A 24,260-nucleotide genomic window follows, 5' to 3' on the forward strand; every position below is an offset into this window, starting at 1 on the left:
TGGTGCTGGGAATGTGGGTGGCCGCTGGGACGGGGTGCGGCTATCGCCTGACGCCCCGGGGAGACGGCTTGCCGGAAGGCGTGACGGCCCTCTGCGCGCCCGTCTTCACCAACGCGACGGCGGAACCCACCCTGGAAACGGTCTTCACGCGCTTCCTGCGGCAGGAGTTGATCCGCGTGGGGCGGCTGGCGGACGCCGCGTCGTGCAACGCGCGCATGGAGGGGACCGTGCTGTCGGTGGCGAGCTCACCCACCATCATCCCCAACTACTTCCGGGTCTTCGCGCAGGCACGCGTCCGCATCGTGAAGGACGGTCAGGTCCTCACGGAGACGATTGTCTCCGGGACCGAGGACTACCTGCTGGGAAGCGGTGACGTCCTGGAGGCGGAGGCGAACCGGCAGGTCGCGCTCGAGCGCCTCGCGGAAGTCTTGATGCGGGACGGGTACGACCGGCTGGCGGGCGCCTGGTGAGGAGGCAAGAACCTCCTCCCGGCAGCCTGCACGGATGAAGCAGGGCCACGCGAGGTGGCCCAGCGCTTCGACTAGGCCTGCGCGCTGGCGGCCTTGGAGGCGGCCTTCGCGAGACGGGAGATGCGGCGGGACGCGGTGCGCTTGTGCAGCACGCCCTTGGTGGCGGCCTTGTTCAGCGCCTTGGAGGCCGTCTTGAGGGCGTCCGTCATCTTCGCCCCATCCTTGGTGCCGAGCGCCTCGCGGGCGGACTTCACGGCGGTCTTCACGTCACCGCGCACGGTGATGTTGCGCGCACGGCGCTTGACGGACTGACGGTGACGCTTCTCTGCGGACTTGGTGTTGGCCAAGGAAATCTCCAGCGGTTATGGCAGGCTAAAAAGAGGGGCCGTCCTTACTGCGACGCCTCGCAGGCGTCAAGACGGGTGTGGGCCCCCAGCCGGGATTTCCGGGATCTGGACGCCACGCCGAGTGCTCCTGCGAGGAAAATCACTCTACCGAAGGCGCATATTCCCACACCAGCCCCGAAGGATCCTGAAACGCGAGTCGTCCCTCCCCGTGCTGGATCAGCCGGCCGCCGGGGATTTCACCCAGAACGGACTGGAGCCGGTCCACGGCGGCGGGGGAGGGGGCCGTCAGGGAGAAGGTCATGCCAGCGGCCGGGGCCTGGGCCGCGTGGAAGACGAGCCGCAAGCCGCCATCCTCATAGGAAGCCTGATCCGGGGCCTGAGCGCGCGGGGTGCTCCACCCCAGCCGGGGGGCCAGGGCGTCCCAGAAGGCGCGCTGGGCGGGCAGGTCCGCCACGCCCAGGCGCAGGGTGGTGACGGGGGACCGGGGAACCCAGGACGGCGCGGGCAGGGCCTTTTCGCGGGCCTTGGCGTCCTGCCAGTGGCGCTCCATGTGCTCCAGGGTGGCGTCGCCCAGGGCCACGCCTTCGGCGCGCAGGGCGGACTCGATGTGCTGGAAGCGGGCGGTGAAGCGGCGGATGGCCATCCGGAGCGCGTCCTCGGCCGGCGCTCCAACGAAGCGCGCGAGGTTGGCCAGGGAGAAGAGCACGTCACCCAGCTCGTGCTCGATGGCGTCCCGATCATTGGCGGCGATGGCCTCGTCGAGCTCGCCCAGCTCCTCCTCCAGCTTGGCGCGCACGCTGGCGACGTCCGGCCAGTCGAAGCCAATGCGGCTGGCCTTCTCCGTGAGCCGCTCGGCGCGCATCAGCGCCGGGGCGGCGACGGGCACGCCGTCCAGCACCGAGCCCTCCCGGCCCGTCTTTCGCTTCTTCTCCGCGGCCTTCAGCTTGGCCCAGTTGTCCAGCACCTGTTCGGCGCCGTTCATGGGTTGGCCGCCGCCAAAGACGTGCGGGTGGCGGCTCACCAGCTTGTCGCTGATGGCCTTGGCCACGTCCGCCAGGGTGAACTCCCCCATCTCCGTCGCGAGCTGCGCATGGAAGACAATCTGGAAAAGCAGGTCTCCCAGCTCCTCACAGAAGGTGCGCCAGGAGCCGCCGTAGGCCACCCGGTCCATCTCCTCCAGGACCTCGAAGGCTTCCTCCAGGAGGTAGGGTCGCAGCGAGCGCAGATCCTGCTCGCGATCCCACGGACAGCCGCCATCGGCGCGCAGCTTCCGCATGATGTCGACCAGTCGCTCCAGCTCGGCCCCGGGGTTCAACGTCGTGTCCGCCATGCACATCCCTGTAGCACGCGCGGGTCAGGCACTGTCCGGCAAACGCGGCAGGTGGGCTGTCTGGCTGGCGTTCGTTTTCGCGGTTGGCCCTGGGTCGCCTATCATCCACCCCCTGGATGATCCGTCTCCCGCTTCTCGCCCTTCTTCTCAGCGGCTTCACGCTCCTGGCTCCCACGGTCGCGTTCGCGCAGCTCGAGGCCCCCACACGCCTTCCCGAGGTGGATCCGGGCCCGATGGAGCCCGACCTGCGGGACGAGTCCATGGATCCGCCGCGGCAGGATGACGCCGACGACTACGCCGAGGATGCGCCCGAGGACGATGGCCTGGCGGAGGACGCCTCCACCGCGGATCCGGAAGAGGCGGCTGTGCCCCCCAGGGGCCCGGCGCGTGGCACCCGTGAGGGCGTGACGGCGCCCGGAAATGGCAAGACGCAGGAGCCGCCCGTGGCCGAGGAACCCTCGGTCATCACGCCCCGTCCGGTGGTGCTGAGCCCCATCCTCGCGCCCCGGGTGGCCGACTCGGACCTGGAGGCCCTCTGGAATCGGTGGCGGCAGGCCCGGGCGACCAACGACCGGGAGGCGGCCGCGGCGGCGCTCACGGAGCTGCGGACGTTGCGCGTTGAACTGGCCGCCACCGACCTGGAGCCCCTGAGCGCGGGCTTCTTGCGGGAAGCGGCCGTGCGTCGCAGGGCGGGGGATACGGCCGGCGCGGTACGGCTGGCCGAGACGGCGGTGGAGCTGTCTCCCGGACTTCCCTACGCGCGCTTCGAGCTCGCGGAGCTGTACGCGCTGGACAAGCCGGGTGACGTGCCCCGGTACTTCGGTCAGGTGCGGCAGGCGCTTTCGACGCTGGCGCTCGACGCGCGCTACCGCCGCCCGGCGATGGCGGACCTGGGCGGGTTGCTGCTCATGGCGTGGGGCGCCACCGCGTTGGCGGTGATGACCTTGTTCTTCCTGCGCAAGGTCCGCTCCGCGCTGCACGATTTCCACCACCTGCTGCCCCGAGTCGTCTCGAGGTGGCAGTCCACCGTGCTGGGCCTGCTGCTCCTGAGCCTGCCCTGGGTGCTGGGGCTCGGTGTCCTTCCCTCGCTGCTGCTGATGCTGGCCGTGGTGTCCCTGTACCTGTCCCGTGCGGAGCGGGTCGTCGCCGCGGTGCTGGTCGCGGGCATGGCGGTGCTGCCGTTGGCGGCCGGGCAACTCGCGCGCATGACGGCGTTCGCTGGAACCCCGGCGGAGGACGTCTATCTCCTGGAGCGGGGTGGACTGTCCGCCGAGGAGGCCCGGACGCGCGTGAAGGCCCGGATGGAGGCGCGCACGGCGACCTTCGCGGAGGTCGCGTCGCTGGCGTACTTCGAAGCGCGCCGGGGGCTGCTGGAGGATGCCCGGACGCACTACAAGGCGGCATCTCAGTTGAAGAGTTCGGACGCGCGGCTGCTCACACGCTTCGGCAACACCCTGGTCGCGTTGGAAGACCCGGATGGCGCGGCGCAGTTGTACGCGCAGGCTTCCCGGACGGCGCCCGAGCTGGCGGCTCCGCACTACAACCTGGCCCAGATTGTCCGCAGAAGGGCGAAGACGCTGCCTGACTCGGAGGTGGGCCGGGAGTTGGACCGGGCCGCGACGGCCATGGCCTCGGCGCAGGCGCTCGATGCCTCCCTGATTGCCCGCGAGCTGCCCCCGGAGAGCCGTCTGCTGATGAACCTGCTGCTGCTGTCTCCGCCAGTTCTCGAGCGCGACTGGCTGCCGCTCGCGGACGGCGCCGAGGCGGGGCGTCAGGTGGAGACCCAGGTGTCCCGGTGGTTGCTTCCCGGGATTCCGCCCGGGGCCCTGGCGGCGGTGAGCGCGGTGGGGGTGGTGGTGCTGCTGACCTTGTTCGGCTTCGCGTCGGACCGGCTGAAGTCCGCCAGGGTGTGCGAGCGCTGCGGCCGCCCGGTGTGCGTGCGTTGCGACCCGGAGCTGGGTGTGGGGAGCAAGCAGTGTGGCCAGTGCGTCAACGTGTTCGCGCGCAGAGGACTGGTGCCCCAGCACCTCCGGACGCGCAAGCAGTCCCAGGTGGACCGCCACCAGGCGTGGTCAGGCCGCCTGACGTACGCGTTGGGCGCGGTGTTGTCCGGCGCGGGCCACGTGGCGTCGGGAGTACCCGTGCGCGGTGCCCTCTACGCCTTTGGATTCCTCTTCGCCGTGGCCGCCGTGCTGCTCCACCAGGGGCTGGTGCGAGGGCCCTACGGTGACGCGCCGCTGTACCTCAAGCTGGCACCCGCGGTGCTGCTCCTGCTGACCGTCCACGTGCTGTCATTGCGCGGCCTGCGCCGCCTGCGGCGGGGAGAGTAAACGTCCATGTCCCTGCAAGGCACCCTGAAGGATTTTGGGATTGGCGACATCCTGCAGCTCATCGGGCAGCAGCAGAAGACAGGCACGCTCCACGTCCGCTCCAAGGACCAGGAGGTGCGCGTCGGCTTCAGTGATGGCCACATCATCAAGGCGGAGAGCGTCACCCGGAATCGCAAGGAGCTCATCGGTGCCATGCTGGTGCGCTCGGAGCTCATCACCGAGACGCAGCTCGAAGCGGCCCTGGAGACGCAGCGCCGCACCCTGAAGCGGCTGGGGGACGTGCTGGTCTCCAACCAGGCGCTCACCGCCGAGCGCTTCCAGTCGATGATGCAGCTCCAGGCAACGGAGACACTCTACCGGCTGTTCACCTGGAAGTCGGGCACCTACGAATTCGTCCAGGAGCCCGTGGAGCCCGACGCCGAAGCCATCCGTCCCCTCCGCGCCGAGACGGTGCTGATGGAGGGCTTCCGGATGGTGGATGAGTGGCCCGTCATCCGGCAGAAGATCCACCGGGACGACCTCGTCTTCGAGCGCATCAAGGCCCTGCCTCAGCCACGCTTCGATGAAGAGGGTGGGGAGCTGGGGGCCATCGGTCCCTCGGAGCGGCGCATCTACGACGAACTCTCGCTCGGGCGGGACTTGCGCAAGCTCGTGGACATCTCCTGCCTGGGCGAGTTCGAGACCTGCAAGGCCCTCTACAACCTGGTGAAGGGCGAATACATCCGGCCCATCCTCCCGGAGGGCGCTCCCGCTCCCTCGCCAGGTGACCAGCGCCTGCTCGCTCGGCTGGGCGGCCCGCTGGGGCGGCTGTTGGCCTCCATGGTGGTGTTCGCGGCGCTGGGCGTCGTGGCGTTTCGCGTGGTGAGCGCCCGTCACGAAGGTGTCGCGGCCACGCCGTTTGCGGATTCCGCGGCCCAGCGTCATGTTTCACAGGCCCAACGCGTCCGCATCGAGGCCGCGCTGGAGGTCTTCCGGCTGGAGCGCGGTGAGCTGCCCGAACGTCTGGATTCTTTGGTCCAGGCTGGACTGTTGGAATCGGGCGAACTGAAATACCCGTGGCGGGAAGAGTACTATTACCGGCGGTTGGCCGCTCGTCAGTTCATTCTCCTGCCACCCTTGCGCTAGTCCTGACACAAAGTCGTCTTTCGCGGCCTGAATGGCGGCGTTACGTTGGTGTCAGCCGTAGCGACACAAGACCGAGGAAAGAACCCGCATTGCGAAATCCCGCCACGTTGGAAGCGCCCGAAGTCATTACCGCCTCCGCCAAGGTGGACGTTCGTGACAACGCGACGGCCCTGGCTCTGTGCGGCAACCAGAACGAAAACCTCAAGTTGATGGAGCGGCGCCTCGGGGTCCGGGTGGGACAACGGGGAACCGAATTCCATCTGTCCGGCCCGTCGGATGCCGTGGCCTTCTCGGTGCGCCTCCTGGAGAACCTGGAGGAGATGATCCGCGCCGGTCGCCCCATCTACCGCGAGGACGTGGAGCAGGGCATCAAGGTGCTCGGCCGTGGAGCGGAGTCCCTCCAGGAGGTCATGCTGGGGCCGGTGCTGAAGAGCTCCGGGAACCGGCAGATCTCCCCCAAGAGCATCAACCAGAAGCGCTACGTGGATGCCATCCGCAACCATGACATCGTCTTCGGTATCGGCCCCGCCGGTACGGGCAAGACGTATCTGGCCATGGCCATGGCGGTCGCCTTCCTCCAGGAGCGCAAGGTCAAGCGCATCGTCCTGGCGCGTCCCGCCGTCGAAGCCGGTGAGAAGCTGGGCTTCCTGCCGGGCGACCTGCAGGAGAAGGTGAACCCCTACCTGCGGCCGCTCTACGACGCGCTCAACGACATGATGGCGGCCGAGCGCGCCGCCCAACTGTTGGAGCAGGGCGTGGTGGAAGTGGCGCCGCTGGCCTTCATGCGCGGCCGGACGCTCAACGACGCCTTCGTCATCCTCGACGAGGCGCAGAACACCACCGTGGAACAGATGAAGATGTTCCTGACGCGCCTGGGCTACAACAGCAAGGCCGTCATCACCGGTGACGTGACGCAGGTGGACCTGCCCACGGGGAAGATGTCCGGGCTCAACCACGCCCGGGCCGTGCTGAAGAACATCGAGGGCATCCACTTCGCGGAGTTCTCGGACGTGGACGTCGTCCGGCACCCCCTGGTCCAGGAAGTCATCCGCGCCTATGACCGCGCGGACCTCGCCCAGCGCGAGGCCCAGGCGGCCCGAGAGGCCGCAGCCCGGCCCGCCGGGGCTTCTGTGACTCAGTCCCCCTCGGAATCGGCTGCAGAGCCCGTTGCCGTTGAGTAACGGTCTCTTGACCTACGTACGCCCACCCGTGCATACCCTGCCGGGCGGGCGTACCCCATCCCACCCTCGCGAATATTCCCAGGCGCTGCGTCCTTGAAGGATCCGCGACGCCTTATCTAGGGTGAGGACCCCCATGGCCGAACCGGAAACGCAGCCCCCCGGGCGCAGTCCACTGGACGCGCTCGCCGAACGCCTCGGCCTGGACAATGGCGTCTGGGGGCGGCGCGCCGTCCAGGTCCTCCTGCTGCTCGCCGTCTCGGTGGGCGCGGGCTTCATCATCTCCCCCGGGCTCTACAGCCAGCAGATTCCGGCCCTCTCCGAGGAGAACCTGGGCAAGCCGTTCCGGGCGAGCTCTCCGGCGGGCTTCAAGGCCGCCCGGGACTATGAGGTCGTCCACCGGGCCATGACGCAGCAGCGCCGCCAGGATGCGCGCGCCGCCGTCCGGCCCGTCTATGACTTGAATCCCGCCGTGCTGGGGCAGCTTCGCGGGACGGTGAGCTCCGCCTTCGCGTCCATGCGCACGCACCTGGACACCCTGGCGGAGGCCCAGTCGGACGCGGAGCCCGAGGAGCGCGAGGGCAACCGCAAACGCAAGGCCGCCGCCTCACCGGAGATGGTGGAGTTGGAGCGTGGCACCCGCGAGAAGATGCGCGCGGAGCTCCAGGAGCGCTTCTTCGGCAAGCGGGACGCGGTGCTGGAGTCAGAGGACTTCCAGGCGCTGTACGCCACCAGGTTCTCCCTGGAGGCGGAGACGGCCATGCTGCTGGTGCTGGAGCGGGCCTACCGCTCCGAGCGCGGGCCGGTGTACGTCGCGGGCCTGCGGGAGGAGCTGGTTCGCGAGGCGCACCAGGGGCTCACCGTCCGGGACGTGGTGAACAAGGCGGAGGAGACGCTGTCGGGCGGCTCCGCCCAGGTGATGGACGTCGCCGAGGCGCACCAGGAGATGGAGCGCTTCGCCTCCGTCCCCGGCAACCTGATGCCGGACGCGCCGGGCATCCAGCGCCGCGCCATCCTGCGGATGGCCCAGCGGCTGGTGCGTCCCAACCTGACCATCAACATCGCGGAGACGGATGCGCGCCGGAACCAGGCCGCGCAGGCGGTGAAGGACGCCGTCATCTCCATCAAGAAGGGCCAGCGCGTCATCGGCGACGGCGAACTCGTCAACGAGTCGCACCTCGTCATCCTGCGGGGCATGCGCGCGGAGACGGACCGCCTGGACCTGGTGCAGCTCCAGGTGGGCGGCACCGGCCTGGTGGGCCTGCTCATCGTGGCGTCGTACTTCTTCTGCAGCGCCGCCTTCCGCCGCTTCCGGCCCACCCGCAAGGATGGGGTCTTGCTGGGCATGCTCCTGCTGCTCTCGCTGGGCCTGCTGCAGCTCTGGGTGTCCATCGCGGACGCGGTGCAGGACCGGTACACGGCGCTGCCCATCGAGGCCTTCTATTACGCCTTCCCGGTGGCCGCCGGCGCCATGCTGGTGCGCTTCATCCTCACCCAGGAGATGGCGCTCTTCTTCGCGCTCGTCTTCGCGTGCCTCACGGGTGTGATGCTGGGCAACTCGCTGGCCTTCGGCATCTTCACGCTGGTGGGCTCGCTGGTGGCCGCCGACCGCATCGTCAAGGCGAAGGACCGCGTGGGCATCTTCCGCGCGGGCTTGATTACGGGCGCGGTGAACCTAGTGGCGGTGCTCTTCCTCTTCCTGGTGGAAGGCAAGGGCCTGTCGGCCGACACGCTCGTCACCGCGCTGAGCGCCTTCGTGGGCTCGTCCCTGGCGGTGCCGGTGATGGTGATGGCGCTCACGCCGCTCATCGAGGCCACCTTCGGCTACGCGTCGGACATCAAGCTGCTGGAGCTGGCCAACCTCAACCACCCGGCGCTCAAGGAGCTCATCGTCCAGGCGCCCGGCACCTACCACCACTCCATCATCATCGGTTCGCTGGTGGAGAACGCGGCGGAGACCATCGGGGCCAATCCACTGTTGGCGCGTTCGTGTGCGTACTACCACGACATCGGCAAGGGCCGGAATCCGCTCTACTTCGGTGAGAACCAGAAGGGCGAGAACCGCCATGACGCGCTCGCGCCCGCGATGAGCGCGGTCATCATCAAGCGCCACGTGACGGAGGGCCTGGAGATGGCCCGCCAGTACCGGTTGCCCAAGCTGGTGGCGGACGCGATTCCGCAGCACCACGGCACCCGGACGGTGGGCTTCTTCTACCACAAGGCCCTGAAGGAGCAGGAAGGCAAGGAGGGCGCGCCTCCCATCGACGAGAGCATCTACCGCTACCCGGGGCCGAAGCCGCAGTTCCGGGAGGCGGCGTTGGTGATGATCGCCGACGCGGTGGAGGCGTCCACGCGCGCCATGCCGGACCCCACCACGTCCAAGCTCCAGGGGCAGTTGCAGAAGATCATCAACCTCATCTTCTCCGAGGGTCAGCTCGACGAGTGTGACCTGACGCTGAAGGACCTCAACCTCATCTCGCAGTCCTTCCTGCACACGCTCGAGGGCATCTACCACACGCGTCCGGCCTATCCGGCGGGCGCCGTGGGAGGTGGCAAGGCGCCGCCGCTGGTGGTGGCGGGCGCGCCGCGGGCGGTGGAAGCCAAGGACAAACCACGGAACGCGGGGGGGGCATGAGCGGGGCACGGAAGGGCACCAGCGTGAGATTGCGCAAGGGGAAGCTGATTCCCCGCGACGACGGCAAGCGCATCGAGGAGTTCGTGGGCGCGGCGACCACCCACACGGAGTCCGCGTCGGTGGCGAGGATGCTGGCCCCGCCGGGCTGGTCCGAGCCCGCGCAGCGGCCCGAGTTCGACGAGGTCGTCATCGTCCTGACAGGAGAGCTGACGGTGGTTGTGGAAGGCCGCCGCCAGCGCATCGCCGCGGGCGAGGTGGGGCTGGTGCCGCGCGGCAAGCGCGTGGTGTACCGCAACGACGGCCAGGGCGCGTGTGACTACTGGTCGGTGTGCGCGCCCGCCTTCCGCCCGGAGCTGGCGCACATGGAGGCGCCCAAGCCTCGCGTGGAAGGCAACCACGTCACCATCCAGGTGGCGCACGGCCAGGGCCGGGACTTCGCGCGCCTGCTGACCACGTGGGCGAAGGACTACCTGCTGCAGCTCGAACTGGCGGGCGTGGAGCTGTCGCTGTCGCTGGTGGACGACCGGGCCATCCGCCGCCTCAACCGCACCTGGCGGCAGAAGGACAAGGCCACGGACGTGCTGAGCTTCCCCGCGGGGGATTTGCCCAAGGGCACCCCGGGCCCGCGCCCGCTGGGCGACGTGGTCATCTCCCTGGACACGGCGAAGCGTCAGGCCAAGGAGTACGGCCGCACGCTGGAGTCGGAGATGGCGCGCTACCTGGCGCACGGTCTGCTCCACCTGTTGGGGCACGACCATGAGCGTCCGCGTGACGCCAAGCGCATGGCGGCCCTGGAGGAGCAGCTTCTGGGGGAGCGGGGCATGGTGGCGGACTCGCTCCAGGTGGATGCCCGGGCCCGGCGGGCCCGCAGCCTCATGTAGGCCCTCTGTCGGCTCCCCGCCGGACAATCCGGCATCCAGCCCGTTGAGCCGGGCATGTCGCGTGATAGGTAGGCCGCCTCCCACGTGTTGGACCCTCCCATGCTCCGCCCGTCACTCATCGCCTCCTTCCTGATTGGCCTGCTGCTGCTGGCGGTCCCCGCTCGCGCGGCCTCCACGTCGCCGTGGGGCACGGGGGAGAGCCGGGGCGAGGACCTGTCCATTCTCCTGGTGACCTTCAGTCCCGGGGATGACGTGCCCTCGTGGTGGGGCCATGGCTCGTTGGTGGTGGAGGACCGGCGGCTGCGGCAGTCGCGCCTCTACAACTACGGCATGTTCTCGTTCGACGAGGCCATGCTCGCGCGCTTCGCCATGGGCCGCCTGGAGTTCTGGGTAGGCCAGTCGTCGGTGGGCGGCACCTTCCGCCACTACCAGGCGGAGGACCGCGATGTCCGCGTCCAGGAGCTGAACCTGACGCCGGAGCAGCGCGTCGTGGTGGCGAAGCGCCTGGCGGACAACGTGCTGCCGGAGAACCGCGAGTACCTGTACCACCACTACAACGACAACTGCGTCACCCGGCTGCGGGACATGATTGATGTGGCCGTGGGGGGGCAGCTCCGCGAGGCGGACCGGGCGCCGGGGCGGATGACGCTGCGCGAGCACACCCGGCGCTACACCGCGGTGAACGCGCCCATGAGCGTGCTGCTCGACTTCATGATGAACGACGAAATCGATCGTCCCGTCACGAAGTGGGAGGAGGCGTTCCTCCCGGACGAGCTGGAGGCCCAGGTGGCCGCGCTCCAGGTGAAGGGCCCGGATGGGCAGTTGGAGTCGCTGGTCGCGAAGCAGTGGAATCAATACGAGTCCGCCACCCGCAGGCGCCCGCCGGCGGAGCCTCCCGCCTGGGGCCCGTGGATTCTCGCCCTGGGCCTGTCGCTGGGCGGCCTGGCGGTGGGGCTGGCGGCGTGGGAGCGCCAGCGTGGCAGCCGCATCGCCCGCATGCTGCTGGGGCTGGAGAACGCCGTGGTGGGGCTGCTGCTCGGGCTGCCGGGCACCGCGCTCTTCATCATGGGCCTGGTGACGGACCACTCGGTGACGTTCCGCAACGAGAACCTTTTCCTGGCCAACCCGCTGACGCTCTTGGCGCTGCCCTTCGGCGTGGCTGTCATGTGGGGAAGCCAGAAGGCGCGGGCGCGGCTGTCCAAGGTGTGGCTGCTGCTGGCCGCCTCGGGCGTGCTAGGCGTGCTGCTCAAGGTGTTGCCGCCTTTCGACCAGGACAACTGGCGGCTCATCGCGCTCATCCTGCCCATCTCCCTGGGCATGGCGGGCGCTTTCGGACTGGACCGGGTGCTGGCGCGCTTTCCTGGAGCGGATCGCGCGTCAGCGGGACGGCGGGATGCCGTCGCATCGCTGAAGACTCCTTAAACGGACACGGAAAGAAGCCATGGCGAACGATTCGATGGAGAAGATCAACGGCCTCCGGGAGCGTGTGTTGGCGCTCCGGGGGCATCTTTGACCTCGACCGCAAGCGGTCCCGCATCGCGCTGATTGAACGCGACTCCACGCTGCCCACCTTCTGGGACGACAACACCAAGGCGCAGGCCCTGCTCAAGGAGAAGTCCACGCTGGAGGCCAGCGTCGGTGCCTATGACAAGGTGATGCGCGGCCTGGATGACGCGCAGGTGCTCTTCGAGCTGGCCGCCGAGGCCAACGACGAGGCCACCACCCAGGAGGCGGAAGGCTCGCTCACGGGGCTCGAGGGAGACGTCGCCACGCTGGAGCTGGCGCGCATGCTCTCCGGCGAGCAGGACCGCAGTAGCTGCTTCATGGACATCAACGCCGGCGCCGGTGGCACCGACTCCATGGACTGGGCGGCCATGCTGCTGCGCATGTACTCGCGCTACTGCGAGGCCAAGGGCTGGAAGGTCGAAATCAGCGACGAGGTGCCGGGCGAAGAGGCGGGCTTCAAGAACGTCTCCCTGCGCATCGAGGGGGACTTCGCCTACGGCTACCTGAAGGCGGAGGTCGGCGTGCACCGGCTGGTGCGCATCTCCCCCTTCGACGCCAACGCGCGGCGCCAGACGGCCTTCGCGTCCGTGGACGTCTACCCGGAGGTGGATGACTCCATTCAGATCGACCTTCCGGAGAAGGACATCGAGCTGAAGTTCATCCGCGGCGGCGGCGCGGGTGGCCAGAAGGTGAACAAGACGTCCTCCACCGCGCAGCTCCGCCACCTGCCCACGGGCATCATCATCACCTGCCAGACGGAGCGCTCGCAGTCGGCCAACAAGGACATGGCCTTCAAGATTCTGCGCGGCCGCCTGTACGAGCTGGAGTTGAAGAAGCGAGAGGCCGCGCGCGACGCCGCCGAGGCGCAGAAGAAGGACATCTCCTTCGGCTCGCAGATTCGCTCCTACGTGCTGGCGCCGTACCGGATGGTCAAGGACCTGCGCACCGGCATCGAGACGGGCAACGTGGACTCGGTGCTAGACGGGGACCTGGAGGAGTTCGTCACCGCGCAGCTCCTGGGCGTGAAGAACCCCAACCGCGGCGCCGGCGCGGACTGAGCCGTCACGCCGGCGCTTTCCCGCCTTCGACCGGAACCTTTTCCGCGGCCCTGCTGTCCGAGGGCCGCGGGGCAGGGGACAGGATAGGCTGAGGGACGGTGGCGCCTCCTGCGGAGGGGCTGACGCGGGAGGCCAGCGGTGTCGTCGGGCGGTGTGCTCGAAATCGGACAGGAAGGGGCCGCGGCCGCGGACGCGTCCGAAGCGCGCCGTCAGGACGCCGCGCTGCTCGTCCGCCTGCGCAGGGGAGACCCGGACGCCTTCGAGCTGCTGGTCCGCACCCACCAGGACCGCCTCTACGACTTCTGCGTCCGCATGCTGGGGGACCGCGAGGAGGCTCACGACCTGGTGCAGGAAATCTTCGTCAGCGTGCACCAGAACGTCCGCCGCTTCCGCGAGGACGCCAAGCTGTCCACCTGGCTGTTCCGCATCACCCGCAACCACTGCATCAACCGGCTCAAGTACCTCAAGCGCCGGGGCCGGGGGCGCTCCGAGGTGTACGACGAGGCCACCGCGCTCTTCTCCGAGGGCGGTGGGACAGCGCCGGGCCCGGATGCCGCGCTGGAGTCCGCGCGCGAGCGCGCCCGCGTGCAGTGGGCCATCTCCCAACTGGAGCCGGACGCGCGGATGCTGGTGGCGCTGCGCGACATCGAAGGCCTCAGCTACGACGAAATCATCGACATCACCGAGCTACCGGAGGGCACGGTGAAGAGCCGGCTCCACCGGGCGCGGGAAAAACTGGCGGACCTCCTGGGGCGGCTTGAGCCATGACGGGCATTCATCGCAGACTGAGGGACGTGGAACCGCGGATGAACCATCGAGAGGCGAGGGCGCTGTTCCTCGCGCTCGCGGACGACGAACTCCCTGCCCCCCAGGCGCAGGAGGTCCGCACCCACCTGGACGGCTGCGAGGACTGCCGCCAGGGTTGGCAGCGCTATGCCAGCGTGGTGAAGCGGGTCCAGGCCGTGGAGCGTGAGAAGGCGCCGCCCGCGCTCGCCTCCAGGGTGATGAACCGGGTGCGCCACCAGCGCCGCTTCGGTCTGCGGGGCCTGCACACCGCGCACATGAACCACCGCCTGCCGGTGGAAATCCTCATCCCGCTGCTGCTGGCCGCCGCCGTGGCCGCCTTCCTGGTGATGGCCGCCCCCTGAGCGGCCGTCCGATGTGTTGCGTTGCTTCCCGAGGGAGCCTTGGCTACGGTGCCGCGCCTTTGGGAAAGCGCGTCATGGCCGAGACCGAAAACAAGAGCGACAAGAGTGCGGGCGAGGGCGACCTCGGGACGAAGGAACAGGAAATCTACGACCAGCGCCTGGAGAAGGCCGGCAAGTGGCGTGACGCCGGCTTCAATCCGTACGGCAACGGCTACCGTCCTCAGCACCAGGCCGCCGAAATCCACGAGAAGCACAGCGCGCAGACCGCCGAGGAAATCGAGCAGGCCGCGCCCCCTCCGTACGACGTCGCGGGCCGCGTCGTGGCCATGCGCTCGTTCGGCAAGGCCGCGTTCATCAAGCTGCGCGACCGCTCGGGCGAAATCCAGGTCCACATGAAGAAGGACGCCCTGGGTGACACCTACGAGACCTTCAAGCTCTGCGACGTGGGCGACTTCCTCGCGGCCACGGGCACGATTTTCCGCTCCAAGACGGGCGAGCTGACGCTGTCGGCCACGAAGTTCGTTCCGCTCACCAAGTCCCTGCGCCCCCTGCCTGAGAAGTGGCACGGCCTGCAGGACGTGGAGATGCGCTACCGCCAGCGCTACCTGGACCTCGTGTCCAACCCGGACGTGAAGCAGACCTTCCTCCGGCGCAACAAGCTCATCCGCTTCATCCGCAACTTCCTCGACACGCGCGACTTCGTCGAGGTCGAGACGCCGATGATGCACCCGCTCGTCTCCGGCGCGGCGGCGCGGCCCTTCAGCACGCACCACAACGCGCTCGACATTGATTTGTACATGCGCATCGCCCCGGAGCTGTATCTCAAGCGCCTGGTGGTGGGCGGGTTCGACCGCGTCTACGAGGTCAACCGCAACTTCCGCAACGAAGGCATCAGCACCCGGCACAACCCCGAGTTCACGATGCTGGAGTTCTATCAGGCGTACGCCACGTACGAGGACCTGATGGACCTCTCCGAGGAGATGATTTCGGAGGCGGCCCAGGCCGTCACCGGCGACTCCAAGGTGAAGTACGGCGAGCACGTGCTCGACTTCGGCAAGGGCTGGAAGCGCATCTCCATGACGGAGGCCATCCGCGAGGTGGTGAGCGGCCTGTCCGACAAGGACATGGCGGACGCGGACCGGCTGCGCCACGAGCTGCTCAAGACGAGCCACTCGGAGGCCGAGCGGCGCGCCGTGGACACCATGAACCATGGTGAGCTGGTGGGCGCGCTCTTTGAGCACCACGTCGAGCACACGCTCATCCATCCCACCTTCATCACCCATTTCCCCACCGCCGTCTCGCCGCTGGCTCGCCGCAATGACGCGAACCCGGACGTGACGGACCGCTTCGAGCTGTACGTGGCGGGCCGGGAAATCGCGAACGCCTTCTCCGAGCTGAACGACCCGCTGGACCAGAAGGGCCGCTTCCTGGCCCAACTGGAGGCGAAGCAGCGGGGCCAGCAGGAGACCATGGACTACGACGACGACTACATCCGCGCCCTGGAACACGGCATGCCGCCCACGGCCGGTGAAGGCATCGGGATTGATCGGCTCGCCATGTTGTTCACGGATTCGCAGAGCATCCGGGACGTCATCCTGTTTCCCCTCCTCAAGCCACTGGCGAAGTAGCCAGGAGGCCGCGTGCACTCCGCCGAACGGCAGACCGTCTATCGCTGGTCCTTCATCTGGGTGGGGGCGCTGGTCTCCCTTGCGGGCTTCGCCCTGCTCGGGGTCGCGCTCACGTCCTCTCAGGCCTGGGTCGAGGCCAGCCCCGCTTTGGGGCTCTCCCTGCTGGGTTGGGGAGGTCTGGTCCAGGCCCTGAACGCGGTGCTGCTGGTCTCCCAGCAGGCTGTCGCGCCTTTTCCGCACACCGGTGTGTTGGTGGCGGGCGCGGCCGTCTGGCTCGCGGGGTGGGCACTGATCGCCGCGGGCGTCCGCCGCGCGCCGGCGTCCGCCGAAGGGCCGAGCCCCGCCGCGGGCGCCACGCTGTACCCTCGGCTGGCGCGCTACCGGGACTTCTACTGGAGCACCCTGGGCGCCTACGGCGGCGGCATCCTCCTGGCGGAGGTCGTCCTCATCCTCCTGCAGACGCTGCTGTCCAGCGGGGTGTCGACCACCGAGCTGGCGGGCGCGGCGAAGGAGGGCGGCGGGATGACGCTGGCGCCCACCGGCGCCTTCGCCATCGCGCTGCTCGCGGGCGGCATGGTGGCGTTCATCTCCGGCTTCATCGGCGCCTCGCGCGCGCAGCGCCTGTCGCTGCCCGAGGCCACCATTGGCGTGCTGTACCTGGGCCTGCCCATCCCCATCATCCTCACGCTGATGGAGCGGCTGCCGGGCCTGCAGCTCGCGCTGGGCTACCGGCTGCGCGAGGTGACGTACGTCGCGGGGCTGATTGGCCGCCCGGAGCTGGGGTACTGGCTCGTCTTCACCTTCCTGGTGCTGGCGCTGGTGCTGGGCGTCAACACCGGCTTCATCGCCGCGGGCAGCGGCCGCGTGGACCTGAAGCTCGGCTTCGAGCTCTTCGTCGCGCGCCGGCACGTGGCGGTGTTCCGTCCCTCGTTGCTGCTGGGGACGCTGGCGGTGCTGATGTTCGGCATCATCCCGCCGCTGCTCGTGTACTTCATCATCCGCTCGGCGGAGGCTGCGGTGGAGCGCACGCGCATCCGCAAGCTGGGCCTCAAGGACCCGCTGGCTGCCGCTTCCGACCTCAACCGGCTCAAGCTGCATGAGCAGTCGCCCACCATGATGATGACCGCCCTGTCCGTGGGCGGCGTGGGCGTGGGCGTGATGGCGCTCATCATCGTGCTGTCGGTGATGAGCGGCTTCGAGGCCGACCTTCAGCAGAAGATCCTGGGCACCAACGCGCACGCGGTGGTGTCCAAGTACGCTGGGGACCTGCCCGAGTACGCCAAGGTCATGGACTCGGTGCGCAAGGTGCGCGGCGTGGTGGGCCAGACGCCCTTCATCATCAATCAGGTGATGATCGCCTCCGAAGGCAACGTGGACGGCGTCATCATCAAGGGCATCGACCCGGCCACCGTGGGCGAGGTGACGGACCTGCCGCGCAACATCCTCCACGGCGGCTCGCTCGACATCCTCTACACCCCGGAGAAGATCGCCCACCGGGGCCTGACGGACGAGGAGCCCGCGGAGGAGGGCGGGGTGGAGGAGGACGACATCATCCGTCGCTCCGGCACGCCCAAGAAGCCGCCCGTCCTGCCCGGCATCGTCATTGGCCGCGAGCTGGCGGCGTCGCTGCGCGTGGTGGTGGGAGACCGGGTGAACGTCGTCTCCCCGCTGGGCACCGAGCTGGGGCCGTCCGGCCCGATTCCGAAGAGCCGCGCCTTCCGCGTGGCGGCCATCTTCTACTCGGGCATGTACGAGTACGACTCCAAGTTCGTCTACATCCTCCTCAAGGAGGCCCAGGACTTCTTCAACGTGAAGGGCGCCACGGGCATCGAACTCAAGGTGGCGGACATCGACGACGCGCGCCGCATCGCCTCGCAGGTGGTGAAGTCGCTGGGCGGCTATCCCTACCGGGCACGTGACTGGGGAGAGATGAACAAGAACCTCTTCTCCGCGCTGCGCCTGGAGAAGCTGGTGATGGGCATCATCCTCTCCATCATCATCATCGTGGCCGCGGGCCTCATCGTCGCCACCGTCATCATGCTGGTGCTGGAAAAGCGGAAGGAGATCTCCGTTCTCAAGGCGCTGGGCGTCCCCGATGGCGGCATCGTGAAGATATTCCTCGCCGAGGGCCTCCAGATTGGTGTCGCGGGCGGCTTCCTCGGGCTGATTTCCGGCCTCTCGTGGTGCGTCTTCATCGAGAAGGTCGGCATCAAGCTGGACCCGGACGTCTATTACATCCCGGCGCTGCCGGTGCGCATCGAGCCCGTGCAGACCGTGCTGGCCGTCGTCATCGCGGTGCTCGTCACCTACCTCGCCTCCATCTACCCGGCCCTCAAGGCCAGCAGCGTGGAGCCGGTGGAAGGCCTGAAGGCGGAGTAGCCATGGCGCTGTTGTCCATCCGCAATGTCTTCAAGAGCTACTTCCTGCACGGCAAGCGCATCGACATCCTTCGAGGCGTTTCGCTGGACATCCAGCGGGGAGAGCTGGTCTCGCTGGTGGGCGCCTCCGGCGCGGGAAAGAGCACCTTCCTGCACGTGCTGGGCACGCTGGATGCTCCGGCCGCGGGCGAGGTCCTCTTCGAGGGCCGCTCCGTGTTCTCCATGAACGACGCGGAGATCGCCGAGTTCCGGAATCGGACCATCGGCTTCGTCTTCCAGAGCCACTACCTGCTGCCGGAGTTCACCGCGTTGGAGAACGTGGCGATGCCCGCGCTCATTCAGCGACAGGAGCGCACGGGGGCCTACGCGTACGCCCGTGAACTGCTGGAGCGGGTCGGGCTGGGACATCGCGTGGACCACCGTCCAGGGGAGTTGTCCGGTGGTGAAGCCCAGCGTGTGGCCCTGGCGCGCGCGTTGGTGCTCAAGCCCGCGGTGTTGCTGGCGGACGAGCCCACCGGCAACCTGGACCCCACGACGGGTGAGGGCATCCACCAGCTCCTGCGTGAAGTGAACCGCGAGCAGGGCATCACCGCCGTGGTCGTCACGCACAACGAGGCGCTTGCCCGCTCCATGCCCCGCCGTCTCAGGTTGGCCGGGGGGGAGGTGTCGGAGGCGTGATGTCCCGGCAATTTTGCATTGAGGGCCTCGGGGACCTTCCCGTAGATTGCCCCGCCTTTTCCTGGCCGGTCTCCACTTGAGGCTCCCCGTTCTGTCGCGCAAGTCACTGCTCCCGCTGCTGGCGGTCGCCATGTGGTCCCTCGTGCCCGGCTCCGCGCTGGCACAGGAAGACGGGGGTGTTGTCTCGCCCTCGCTCGTACCCGAGGTCGCCGCCCCCGCCACTCCCGCCGGCACCCAGGAGTCGGCGTCCGAGCCCGAACTCCCCCAGGATGCTCCGGTCTCCCCGAGGACATCACGCGCGTCGTCGAGGTCCGTGTCGAGGGCAACCGCCGCGTGGAGGCCGAGGCCATCCGCCGCGCCCTCCGGACGCGCGTGGGCGACTCGCTCACCCCCACCCGGACCGCGCAGGACCTGCGCGCGGTGTGGGCCCTGGGCTACTTCCAGGACGTGGAGCTGCTCGTCCAGCGGATGTCCCGCGGCGTGGCCTATGTCGTCCGCGTCGAGGAGCGGCCCACCGTCCGGCTCGTCCAGCTCCTGGGCAACGATGAGCTGAGCAAGGACGACCTGAAGGAGGAGATCGACGTCAAGCCCTCCACCATCCTGGACATGGAGCTGGTGCGCTCCACGGTGAAGAAGATCCAGGCGAAGTACGTGGAGAAGGGCTACTTCCTCGCGGAGGTCAACCACCAGATCAAGCCCGTCGAGGGCGGCGCCAACGTGGATGTGGTGTTCAACATCAACGAGCGCGCGAAGGTGATGGTGAAGCAGATCACCATCCTCGGCGCGGAGAAGGTCTCCGCCGCGGAGCTCAAGGAGACGATGATCACCCGCGAGGGTGGGTTCCTCTCCTTCTTCACTGGCGAGGGTACCTACCGCGAGGAGGCCTTCCAGCGCGACCTGGCCGTCATCCAGATCGCCTACTACGACAAGGGCTTCATCAACGTCCGGGTGGACAAGCCCACCGTCCAGCTCTCCGCGGACAAGCGCTTCATCTTCATCACCCTGCGCGTGACGGAAGGCGAGGCCTACGACATCGGGAAGGTCGACTTCGCCGGCGACCTGCTCGACGACGTCCCCAAGGCGGCCATGGCGGCGAAGATGAAGTCCGCCACGGGCGAGCGCTTCAACCGCTCGCAGTTGTCGGAGGACATCCTCTCCGTCTCGGACGTCTACTACGACCGCGGCTACGCCTACGCGAACATCAACCCCATCACCAGCGTCAACGCGGACAACCGCACGGTGGACCTGACCTTCGACGTCCAGAAGGGCCCCCAGGTCACCATCGAGCGCATCGACGTGGTGGGCAACAGCAAGACGCGGGACAAGGTCATCCGGCGCGAGCTGCGCGTCTATGAAGGCGAGCTCTACGACGGTGGCGGCGTGCGCCGCAGCCGCGAGCGCGTCACCGCGCTGGGCTTCTTCGAGACGGTGGAAATCACCCAGCGCCCCGGCTCGGCGGACGACACCATCGTCCTCCAGGTGGAGGTGAAGGAGAAGGCCACCGGTACCTTCCAGGTCGGCCTCGGCTTCTCCAACGTGGAGAACTTCATCTTCACGGCGCAGATCGCCCAGAACAACTTCCTGGGGTGGGGCCAGAGCCTCTCTGCGTCCGCGCAGATCTCCGGCCTGCGCTCCCTGGTGCAGTTGTCCTTCTATGACCCGTACTTCCTGGACACGCGCTACCTGCTGTCCGCGGAGTTCTTCCGCATCCAGGCGGACTACGAGGGCTTCATCCGCAGCTCCACGGGTGGCACGGTGTCCATCGGCTACCAGTTCGTGGACGACCTGCTGGGCACCATTGGTTACTCGCGCGAATGGGTCAACGTGGAGGCGGGGCAGAACCTGGGCGCGGTGCTGCTGGCCAACCAGTTCCTGTCCGGCACCACCAGCGCGGCCCGCGTGTCGCTGTCGTTCGACCGCCGCAACAACCGCCTGTTCCCGTCGAAGGGCTTCATCCACTTCGGCTCGGTGGAGTTCGCCCCGGACTTCCTCGGCGGCACGTTCCTCTACAACCGGTACACGGCGTACTCGCGCTTGTACTTCCCGATGCCGCTGGGCTTCGTCTTCAAGACGAACGCCACCGTGGGCTACATCCAGCAGTTGGACTCGAACAAGCCGCTGCCCATCTCCGAACTCTACTACGTGGGCGGCATCAACAGCGTCCGCGGCTACTTCCTGCGCAGCATCAGCCCGTCCGTGAAGGTTCCGCGCTCCGGCAGTCCGGACGCGACCATCACCGACTTCCGCGTGGGTGGTAACAAGCAGCTCGTCTTCAACTTCGAACTGGAATTCCCCATCTTCGAAAAGGCCGGTCTGCGCGGCGTGGTTTTCTACGACGCGGGTAACGCTTTTGCCGCCAACGAGCGTTTCTTCGAGGACCGGCAGGACAAGCTGCCGCTCGGTCTCTTCCATGCCGCCGGCTTCGGCTTCCGCTGGTTCTCTCCCATTGGCCCTCTTCGCTTCGAGTGGGGCATCCCGCTCACCAGGCGGCCAGAGGACGACAGAATCTTGTTCGAGTTCACTATCGGCAACTTCTTCTGATAAGCCCTTGGCCCGCCGTCCGGGGCCCGCCCCCACGGGCGGAGGGAATTGAAGAAGCCCGATAGGCGTACGTCGGAGCCTGTACCCTTCCTGAGGAGTCGCTGAACATGTCGCTTCGCACCACCATCGCGGCCGCCGCCGCTGCCCTGTCGCTCGGCCTTCCGGTGGCCGCCTCCGCTGCTGACGTGAAGGTCGCCTACGTCGACCTGCAGAAGGTCATGCTGGAGGTGGATGATGGAAAGGCCGCCAAGACCCGCCTCCAGAAGTGGCTCGAGGACCGCCAGAAGGAAATCGACAAGGAGCAGAACGCGCTCCGCACGGAGAAGGAGACGCTCGACAAGCAGTCCAGCGCGATGAGTGCGGAGAACAAGGCCCAGAAGGAGGCCGAGCTCCAGCGCAAGGTCATGCTGCTCGCCCAGAAGTGGGAGAAGAGCCGCTCCGAGGCCGCGACGAAGGAGCAGCAGGAGATGCAGCCGATCATCCAGAAGATCGACGGCATCATCGCCGTCATCGCCGAGCGCGATGACCTGGGCTTCGTGCTGGAGCGCCGTGACTCGGGCATCGTGTTCGCCCGCTCGGTGCACGACATCTCCAACGAGGTCATCCGGGCGTACAACGCCTCGAAGAAGACGGCGGCCAAGGACGCCCCGACGAAGAAGTAGCCTCGTCACTCCCTACTCGTGCAGACCGCTCCCATGCCCCGACAGCTCGGGGAGCTCGCCGCCCACGTCGGTGGTGAGCTCCTCGGTGATTCCTCACTGCTCATCCACGGACTCAACGGCCTTGAAGAAGCGGGCCCGGGAGACGTGTCCTTCTACGGAAACGCGCGCTACCGCCGCCAGTTCGAGACCTCCAAGGCCTCGGCCGTGCTGGTGGGCCATGACGCGCCGCCGCGAGAGGGCGTCGCGCTGGTGCGGGTGGCCAACCCGCATCTGGCCTACGCGAAGCTGCTGCAGTTGTTCCATCCGACGGCCCGTCCCGCCGCCGGTGTGCGTCCGGGGGCCTGGGTCCATCCCGAGGCCACGGTGCATCCGGAGGCGGTGGTGCTGCCTGGCGCCTCGGTGGACCGGGGTGGCCGCGTGGGCGCGCGCACGGTGCTGTACCCGGGCGCGTACGTGGGCGAGCAGGCCGAGGTGGGAGACGACTGCATCCTGTACCCCAACGTGACGGTGCGCGAGCGCTGCATCGTGGGCGCGCGGGTCATCCTCCACGCCTCCAGCGTGGTGGGGGCGGACGGCTTCGGCTTCGCTTTCAACCCGGAAGGCGAGACGGGGCCGGAGCACTTCAAGATTCCCCAGGTCGGCATCGTCCGCATCGAGGACGACGTCGAGGTGGGCGCGTGCACGTGCATCGACCGGGCGACGGTGGGCGAAACCGTCGTGGGCCGAGGCTCGAAGCTCGACAACCTGGTGCAGATCGCCCACAACGTGCGCGTCGGGCCGCTGTCGCTCATCTGCGCGCAGGCCGGTGTCTCGGGCTCGGCGGAGATTGGCACGGGCGTGGTGCTGGCGGGGCAGGTGGGCGTGGTGGGCCACATCCGCGTCGGTGACCTGGCCAAGGTGGGCGCGCAGTCCGGCGTGGCGCACGACGTGCCGGACGGCCAGGTCGTGAGTGGCAGTCCGGCCATTCCCCACCGGGAGTGGCTGCGTGCCAGCGCCGCGGCGGGTCAGATGGCCGACCTGCTCAAGGAAGTGCGGGCCTTGCGGCGCCGGGTCGAGACGCTCGAGAAGGAAAAGGGGCCTTGATGGACATCGGAGAGATTCTCAATCTGCTGCCGCACCGGTACCCGTTCCTGCTGGTGGACCGGGTGGTGGAGATCGTCCCGGGCCAGAAGCTGGTTGCCTACAAGAACGTCACCATCAACGAGCCCTTCTTCAACGGCCACTTCCCGGGGCACCCGGTGATGCCGGGAGTGCTCATCCTGGAGGCGTTGGCGCAGGCGACGGCCATCCTCGCGTACAAGAGCGAGAACATGGATCCGGCGCGCAAGCTCACCTACCTGATGGGGGTGGACGGCGCGCGCTTCCGCAAGCCGGTGCTGCCGGGTGACCGGCTCCAATTGGAGATCGAGGTCATCCGTCACAAGGGCGCCGTCTGGAAGACCAAGGGCCTGGCGACGGTGGACGGCGTACGCGTCTCCGAAGGCGAGTTCCTGGCAACCGTCGTCGACAAGGACGCCGCAGCGGCTGACAACGCGGCACCCTGACGCGCGCGCCCCGCGAGCAAGAGGAAACTTCATGGCTCAGGTTCATCCGACCGCGGTGGTCCATTCCGGCGCCCGGCTCCACGAAACAGTCGAAGTCGGTCCCTATTCGGTCATCGGTCCCCAGGTGACGCTCGGCGCGGGCACCCGCGTGGGGCCGCATGTCGTCATTGAGGGCCGCACGACGCTGGGCGAGCGCAACCGCATCTTCCAGTTCGCTTCGGTGGGCGCCGACCCGCAGGACCTGAAGTACGCGGGCGAGGACACGGAGCTGGTGCTCGGCGACGACAACCAGATTCGTGAGTTCGTCTCCCTGCACAAGGGCACCGCGGGCGGCGGCGGGGCCACGCGCGTGGGCAGCGGCAACCTCTTCATGGCCAACTGCCACGTCGCGCACGACTGCGTGGTGGCCAATGGCTGCCGCATTGGCAACGGGTCCGCGCTGGCGGGCCACGTCACCATGGAGGACCACGTCATCATCAGCGGCCTGGCGGCGGTGCATCAGTTCACCCGGCTGGGCAAGCACGCCTTCATCTCCGGCGGCGCGATGGTGACCATGGACATCCCGCCGTACGCCACCGCCCAGGGTGACCGGGCGGAGCTGGTGGGCCTCAACACGGTGGGCCTGGAGCGCAACGGCTTCTCGAAGGAGCAGATCGAGCGCGTCAAGGAGGCGCACCGCATCCTGTTCCGCTCGAAGCTGACGCTCCAGGAGGCCATGGTGCGGCTGCGCGCGGAGTTGGCGGGCCACTCCGAGGTGGACCACCTCATCCAGTTCATCCAGCAGAGCAAGCGCGGCCTGACGCGCTGACGCCGTGGGCGAC

At 68.2% G+C, this 24,260-nt stretch carries 20 protein-coding genes; 18 read left to right on the plus strand and 2 right to left on the minus strand.

Annotated elements, in window-relative coordinates:
* Positions 1-11 precede the first annotated feature (11 nt).
* Positions 12-470 (plus strand): LPS assembly lipoprotein LptE, encoded by a 459-nt coding sequence (gene lptE / locus A176_RS10370; RefSeq protein WP_226994385.1) that lies wholly within the window; start codon positions 12-14, stop codon positions 468-470.
* A 71-nt stretch (positions 471-541) separates the two neighbouring features.
* Here lptE and rpsT read toward each other — a convergent pair whose 3' ends face one another.
* Both rpsT and mazG read right to left on the minus strand, forming a co-directional pair.
* Positions 542-817, minus strand: a complete 276-nt coding sequence (rpsT, locus tag A176_RS10375; RefSeq protein ID WP_002639925.1) for a 30S ribosomal protein S20 — start codon at positions 815-817, stop codon at positions 542-544.
* A 139-nt stretch (positions 818-956) separates the two neighbouring features.
* The gene (mazG, locus tag A176_RS10380) at positions 957-2,147 is read right to left on the minus strand and encodes a nucleoside triphosphate pyrophosphohydrolase (RefSeq protein ID WP_002639926.1); all 1,191 of its coding nucleotides are present in this window, start codon (positions 2,145-2,147) and stop codon (positions 957-959) included.
* Positions 2,148-2,263: 116 nt separating this feature from the next.
* Between mazG and A176_RS10385 the strand changes: the two genes are divergently transcribed.
* The 17 genes from A176_RS10385 (at position 2,264) to lpxA (ending at position 24,247) form a co-directional block, all read left to right on the plus strand.
* Positions 2,264-4,477 carry a hypothetical protein gene (locus A176_RS10385; RefSeq protein ID WP_021781551.1) on the plus strand — a complete coding sequence of 738 codons (2,214 nt, stop codon included), beginning with the start codon at positions 2,264-2,266 and terminating at the stop codon, positions 4,475-4,477.
* A gap of 6 nt (positions 4,478-4,483) precedes the next feature.
* Positions 4,484-5,602: a DUF4388 domain-containing protein gene (locus A176_RS10390; protein WP_002639928.1), complete on the plus strand. Its 1,119-nt coding sequence runs from the start codon at positions 4,484-4,486 to the stop codon at positions 5,600-5,602.
* 89 nt (positions 5,603-5,691) lie between these two features.
* Entirely contained in the window at positions 5,692-6,783 is a 1,092-nt protein-coding gene (locus tag A176_RS10395; RefSeq protein WP_002639929.1) for a PhoH family protein, read from the plus strand.
* A gap of 133 nt (positions 6,784-6,916) precedes the next feature.
* A complete protein-coding gene (locus A176_RS10400) occupies positions 6,917-9,415 on the plus strand; it encodes an HD family phosphohydrolase (protein WP_002639930.1) in 2,499 nt (832 codons plus the stop codon).
* Positions 9,412-10,296: an rRNA maturation RNase YbeY gene (gene ybeY, locus A176_RS10405; RefSeq protein ID WP_021781550.1), complete on the plus strand. Its 885-nt coding sequence runs from the start codon at positions 9,412-9,414 to the stop codon at positions 10,294-10,296. Before A176_RS10400 ends, ybeY begins: the two co-directional genes overlap by 4 nt.
* A gap of 99 nt (positions 10,297-10,395) precedes the next feature.
* Positions 10,396-11,718 carry an Lnb N-terminal periplasmic domain-containing protein gene (locus A176_RS10410; protein WP_002639932.1) on the plus strand — a complete coding sequence of 441 codons (1,323 nt, stop codon included), beginning with the start codon at positions 10,396-10,398 and terminating at the stop codon, positions 11,716-11,718.
* Between the two features lie 19 nt (positions 11,719-11,737).
* Positions 11,738-12,860 (plus strand): peptide chain release factor 2 gene (gene prfB / locus A176_RS10415; RefSeq protein WP_226994274.1). Its coding sequence is split into 2 segments (ribosomal slippage): positions 11,738-11,806 and positions 11,808-12,860, totalling 1,122 coding nucleotides; the frame shifts between segments, so codons are not numbered across the junction.
* 138 nt (positions 12,861-12,998) lie between these two features.
* Positions 12,999-13,628 (plus strand): RNA polymerase sigma factor, encoded by a 630-nt coding sequence (locus A176_RS10420; RefSeq protein ID WP_002639934.1) that lies wholly within the window; start codon positions 12,999-13,001, stop codon positions 13,626-13,628.
* A 38-nt stretch (positions 13,629-13,666) separates the two neighbouring features.
* A complete protein-coding gene (locus A176_RS10425; RefSeq protein WP_002639935.1) occupies positions 13,667-14,008 on the plus strand; it encodes an anti-sigma factor family protein in 342 nt (113 codons plus the stop codon).
* A 74-nt stretch (positions 14,009-14,082) separates the two neighbouring features.
* The gene (gene lysS, locus A176_RS10430) at positions 14,083-15,636 is read left to right on the plus strand and encodes a lysine--tRNA ligase (protein ID WP_002639936.1); all 1,554 of its coding nucleotides are present in this window, start codon (positions 14,083-14,085) and stop codon (positions 15,634-15,636) included.
* 12 nt (positions 15,637-15,648) lie between these two features.
* The gene (locus A176_RS10435; RefSeq protein ID WP_002639937.1) at positions 15,649-18,015 is read left to right on the plus strand and encodes an ABC transporter permease; all 2,367 of its coding nucleotides are present in this window, start codon (positions 15,649-15,651) and stop codon (positions 18,013-18,015) included.
* Positions 18,016-18,017: 2 nt separating this feature from the next.
* Complete coding sequence (locus A176_RS10440; RefSeq protein WP_002639938.1) at positions 18,018-18,692, plus strand: ABC transporter ATP-binding protein; 675 nt, start codon at positions 18,018-18,020, stop codon at positions 18,690-18,692.
* A gap of 333 nt (positions 18,693-19,025) precedes the next feature.
* The gene (bamA, locus tag A176_RS10445) at positions 19,026-21,233 is read left to right on the plus strand and encodes an outer membrane protein assembly factor BamA (RefSeq protein WP_237076913.1); all 2,208 of its coding nucleotides are present in this window, start codon (positions 19,026-19,028) and stop codon (positions 21,231-21,233) included.
* Between the two features lie 107 nt (positions 21,234-21,340).
* Positions 21,341-21,895 (plus strand): OmpH/Skp family outer membrane protein, encoded by a 555-nt coding sequence (locus tag A176_RS10450; protein WP_002639940.1) that lies wholly within the window; start codon positions 21,341-21,343, stop codon positions 21,893-21,895.
* A 33-nt stretch (positions 21,896-21,928) separates the two neighbouring features.
* The gene (gene lpxD, locus A176_RS10455; RefSeq protein ID WP_002639941.1) at positions 21,929-22,978 is read left to right on the plus strand and encodes a UDP-3-O-(3-hydroxymyristoyl)glucosamine N-acyltransferase; all 1,050 of its coding nucleotides are present in this window, start codon (positions 21,929-21,931) and stop codon (positions 22,976-22,978) included.
* Positions 22,978-23,439, plus strand: coding sequence for a 3-hydroxyacyl-ACP dehydratase FabZ (gene fabZ / locus A176_RS10460; protein ID WP_002639942.1), 462 nt, complete (start codon positions 22,978-22,980; stop codon positions 23,437-23,439). Before lpxD ends, fabZ begins: the two co-directional genes overlap by 1 nt.
* Positions 23,440-23,470: 31 nt before the next feature.
* Complete coding sequence (gene lpxA, locus A176_RS10465; protein ID WP_002639943.1) at positions 23,471-24,247, plus strand: acyl-ACP--UDP-N-acetylglucosamine O-acyltransferase; 777 nt, start codon at positions 23,471-23,473, stop codon at positions 24,245-24,247.
* Positions 24,248-24,260: the final 13 nt, after the last annotated feature.

The sequence above is a fragment of the Myxococcus hansupus genome, assembly GCF_000280925.3.
In the GTDB taxonomy this organism is placed as follows: domain Bacteria; phylum Myxococcota; class Myxococcia; order Myxococcales; family Myxococcaceae; genus Myxococcus; species Myxococcus hansupus.

Bases quoted from the DNA above. Each gene is read 5' to 3' on its own strand.
- lptE (WP_226994385.1), top strand. From the start codon at position 12: ATGTGGGTGGCCGCTGGGACGGGGTGCGGCTATCGCCTGACGCCCCGG.
- mazG (WP_002639926.1), bottom strand. From the start codon at position 2,147: ATGGCGGACACGACGTTGAACCCCGGGGCCGAGCTGGAGCGACTGGTC.
- A176_RS10385 (WP_021781551.1), top strand. From the start codon at position 2,264: ATGATCCGTCTCCCGCTTCTCGCCCTTCTTCTCAGCGGCTTCACGCTC.
- A176_RS10390 (WP_002639928.1), top strand. From the start codon at position 4,484: ATGTCCCTGCAAGGCACCCTGAAGGATTTTGGGATTGGCGACATCCTG.
- A176_RS10400 (WP_002639930.1), top strand. From the start codon at position 6,917: ATGGCCGAACCGGAAACGCAGCCCCCCGGGCGCAGTCCACTGGACGCG.
- ybeY (WP_021781550.1), top strand. From the start codon at position 9,412: ATGAGCGGGGCACGGAAGGGCACCAGCGTGAGATTGCGCAAGGGGAAG.
- A176_RS10410 (WP_002639932.1), top strand. From the start codon at position 10,396: ATGCTCCGCCCGTCACTCATCGCCTCCTTCCTGATTGGCCTGCTGCTG.
- A176_RS10425 (WP_002639935.1), top strand. From the start codon at position 13,667: ATGAACCATCGAGAGGCGAGGGCGCTGTTCCTCGCGCTCGCGGACGAC.
- lysS (WP_002639936.1), top strand. From the start codon at position 14,083: ATGGCCGAGACCGAAAACAAGAGCGACAAGAGTGCGGGCGAGGGCGAC.
- A176_RS10440 (WP_002639938.1), top strand. From the start codon at position 18,018: ATGGCGCTGTTGTCCATCCGCAATGTCTTCAAGAGCTACTTCCTGCAC.
- A176_RS10450 (WP_002639940.1), top strand. From the start codon at position 21,341: ATGTCGCTTCGCACCACCATCGCGGCCGCCGCCGCTGCCCTGTCGCTC.
- lpxD (WP_002639941.1), top strand. From the start codon at position 21,929: ATGCCCCGACAGCTCGGGGAGCTCGCCGCCCACGTCGGTGGTGAGCTC.
- fabZ (WP_002639942.1), top strand. From the start codon at position 22,978: ATGGACATCGGAGAGATTCTCAATCTGCTGCCGCACCGGTACCCGTTC.
- lpxA (WP_002639943.1), top strand. From the start codon at position 23,471: ATGGCTCAGGTTCATCCGACCGCGGTGGTCCATTCCGGCGCCCGGCTC.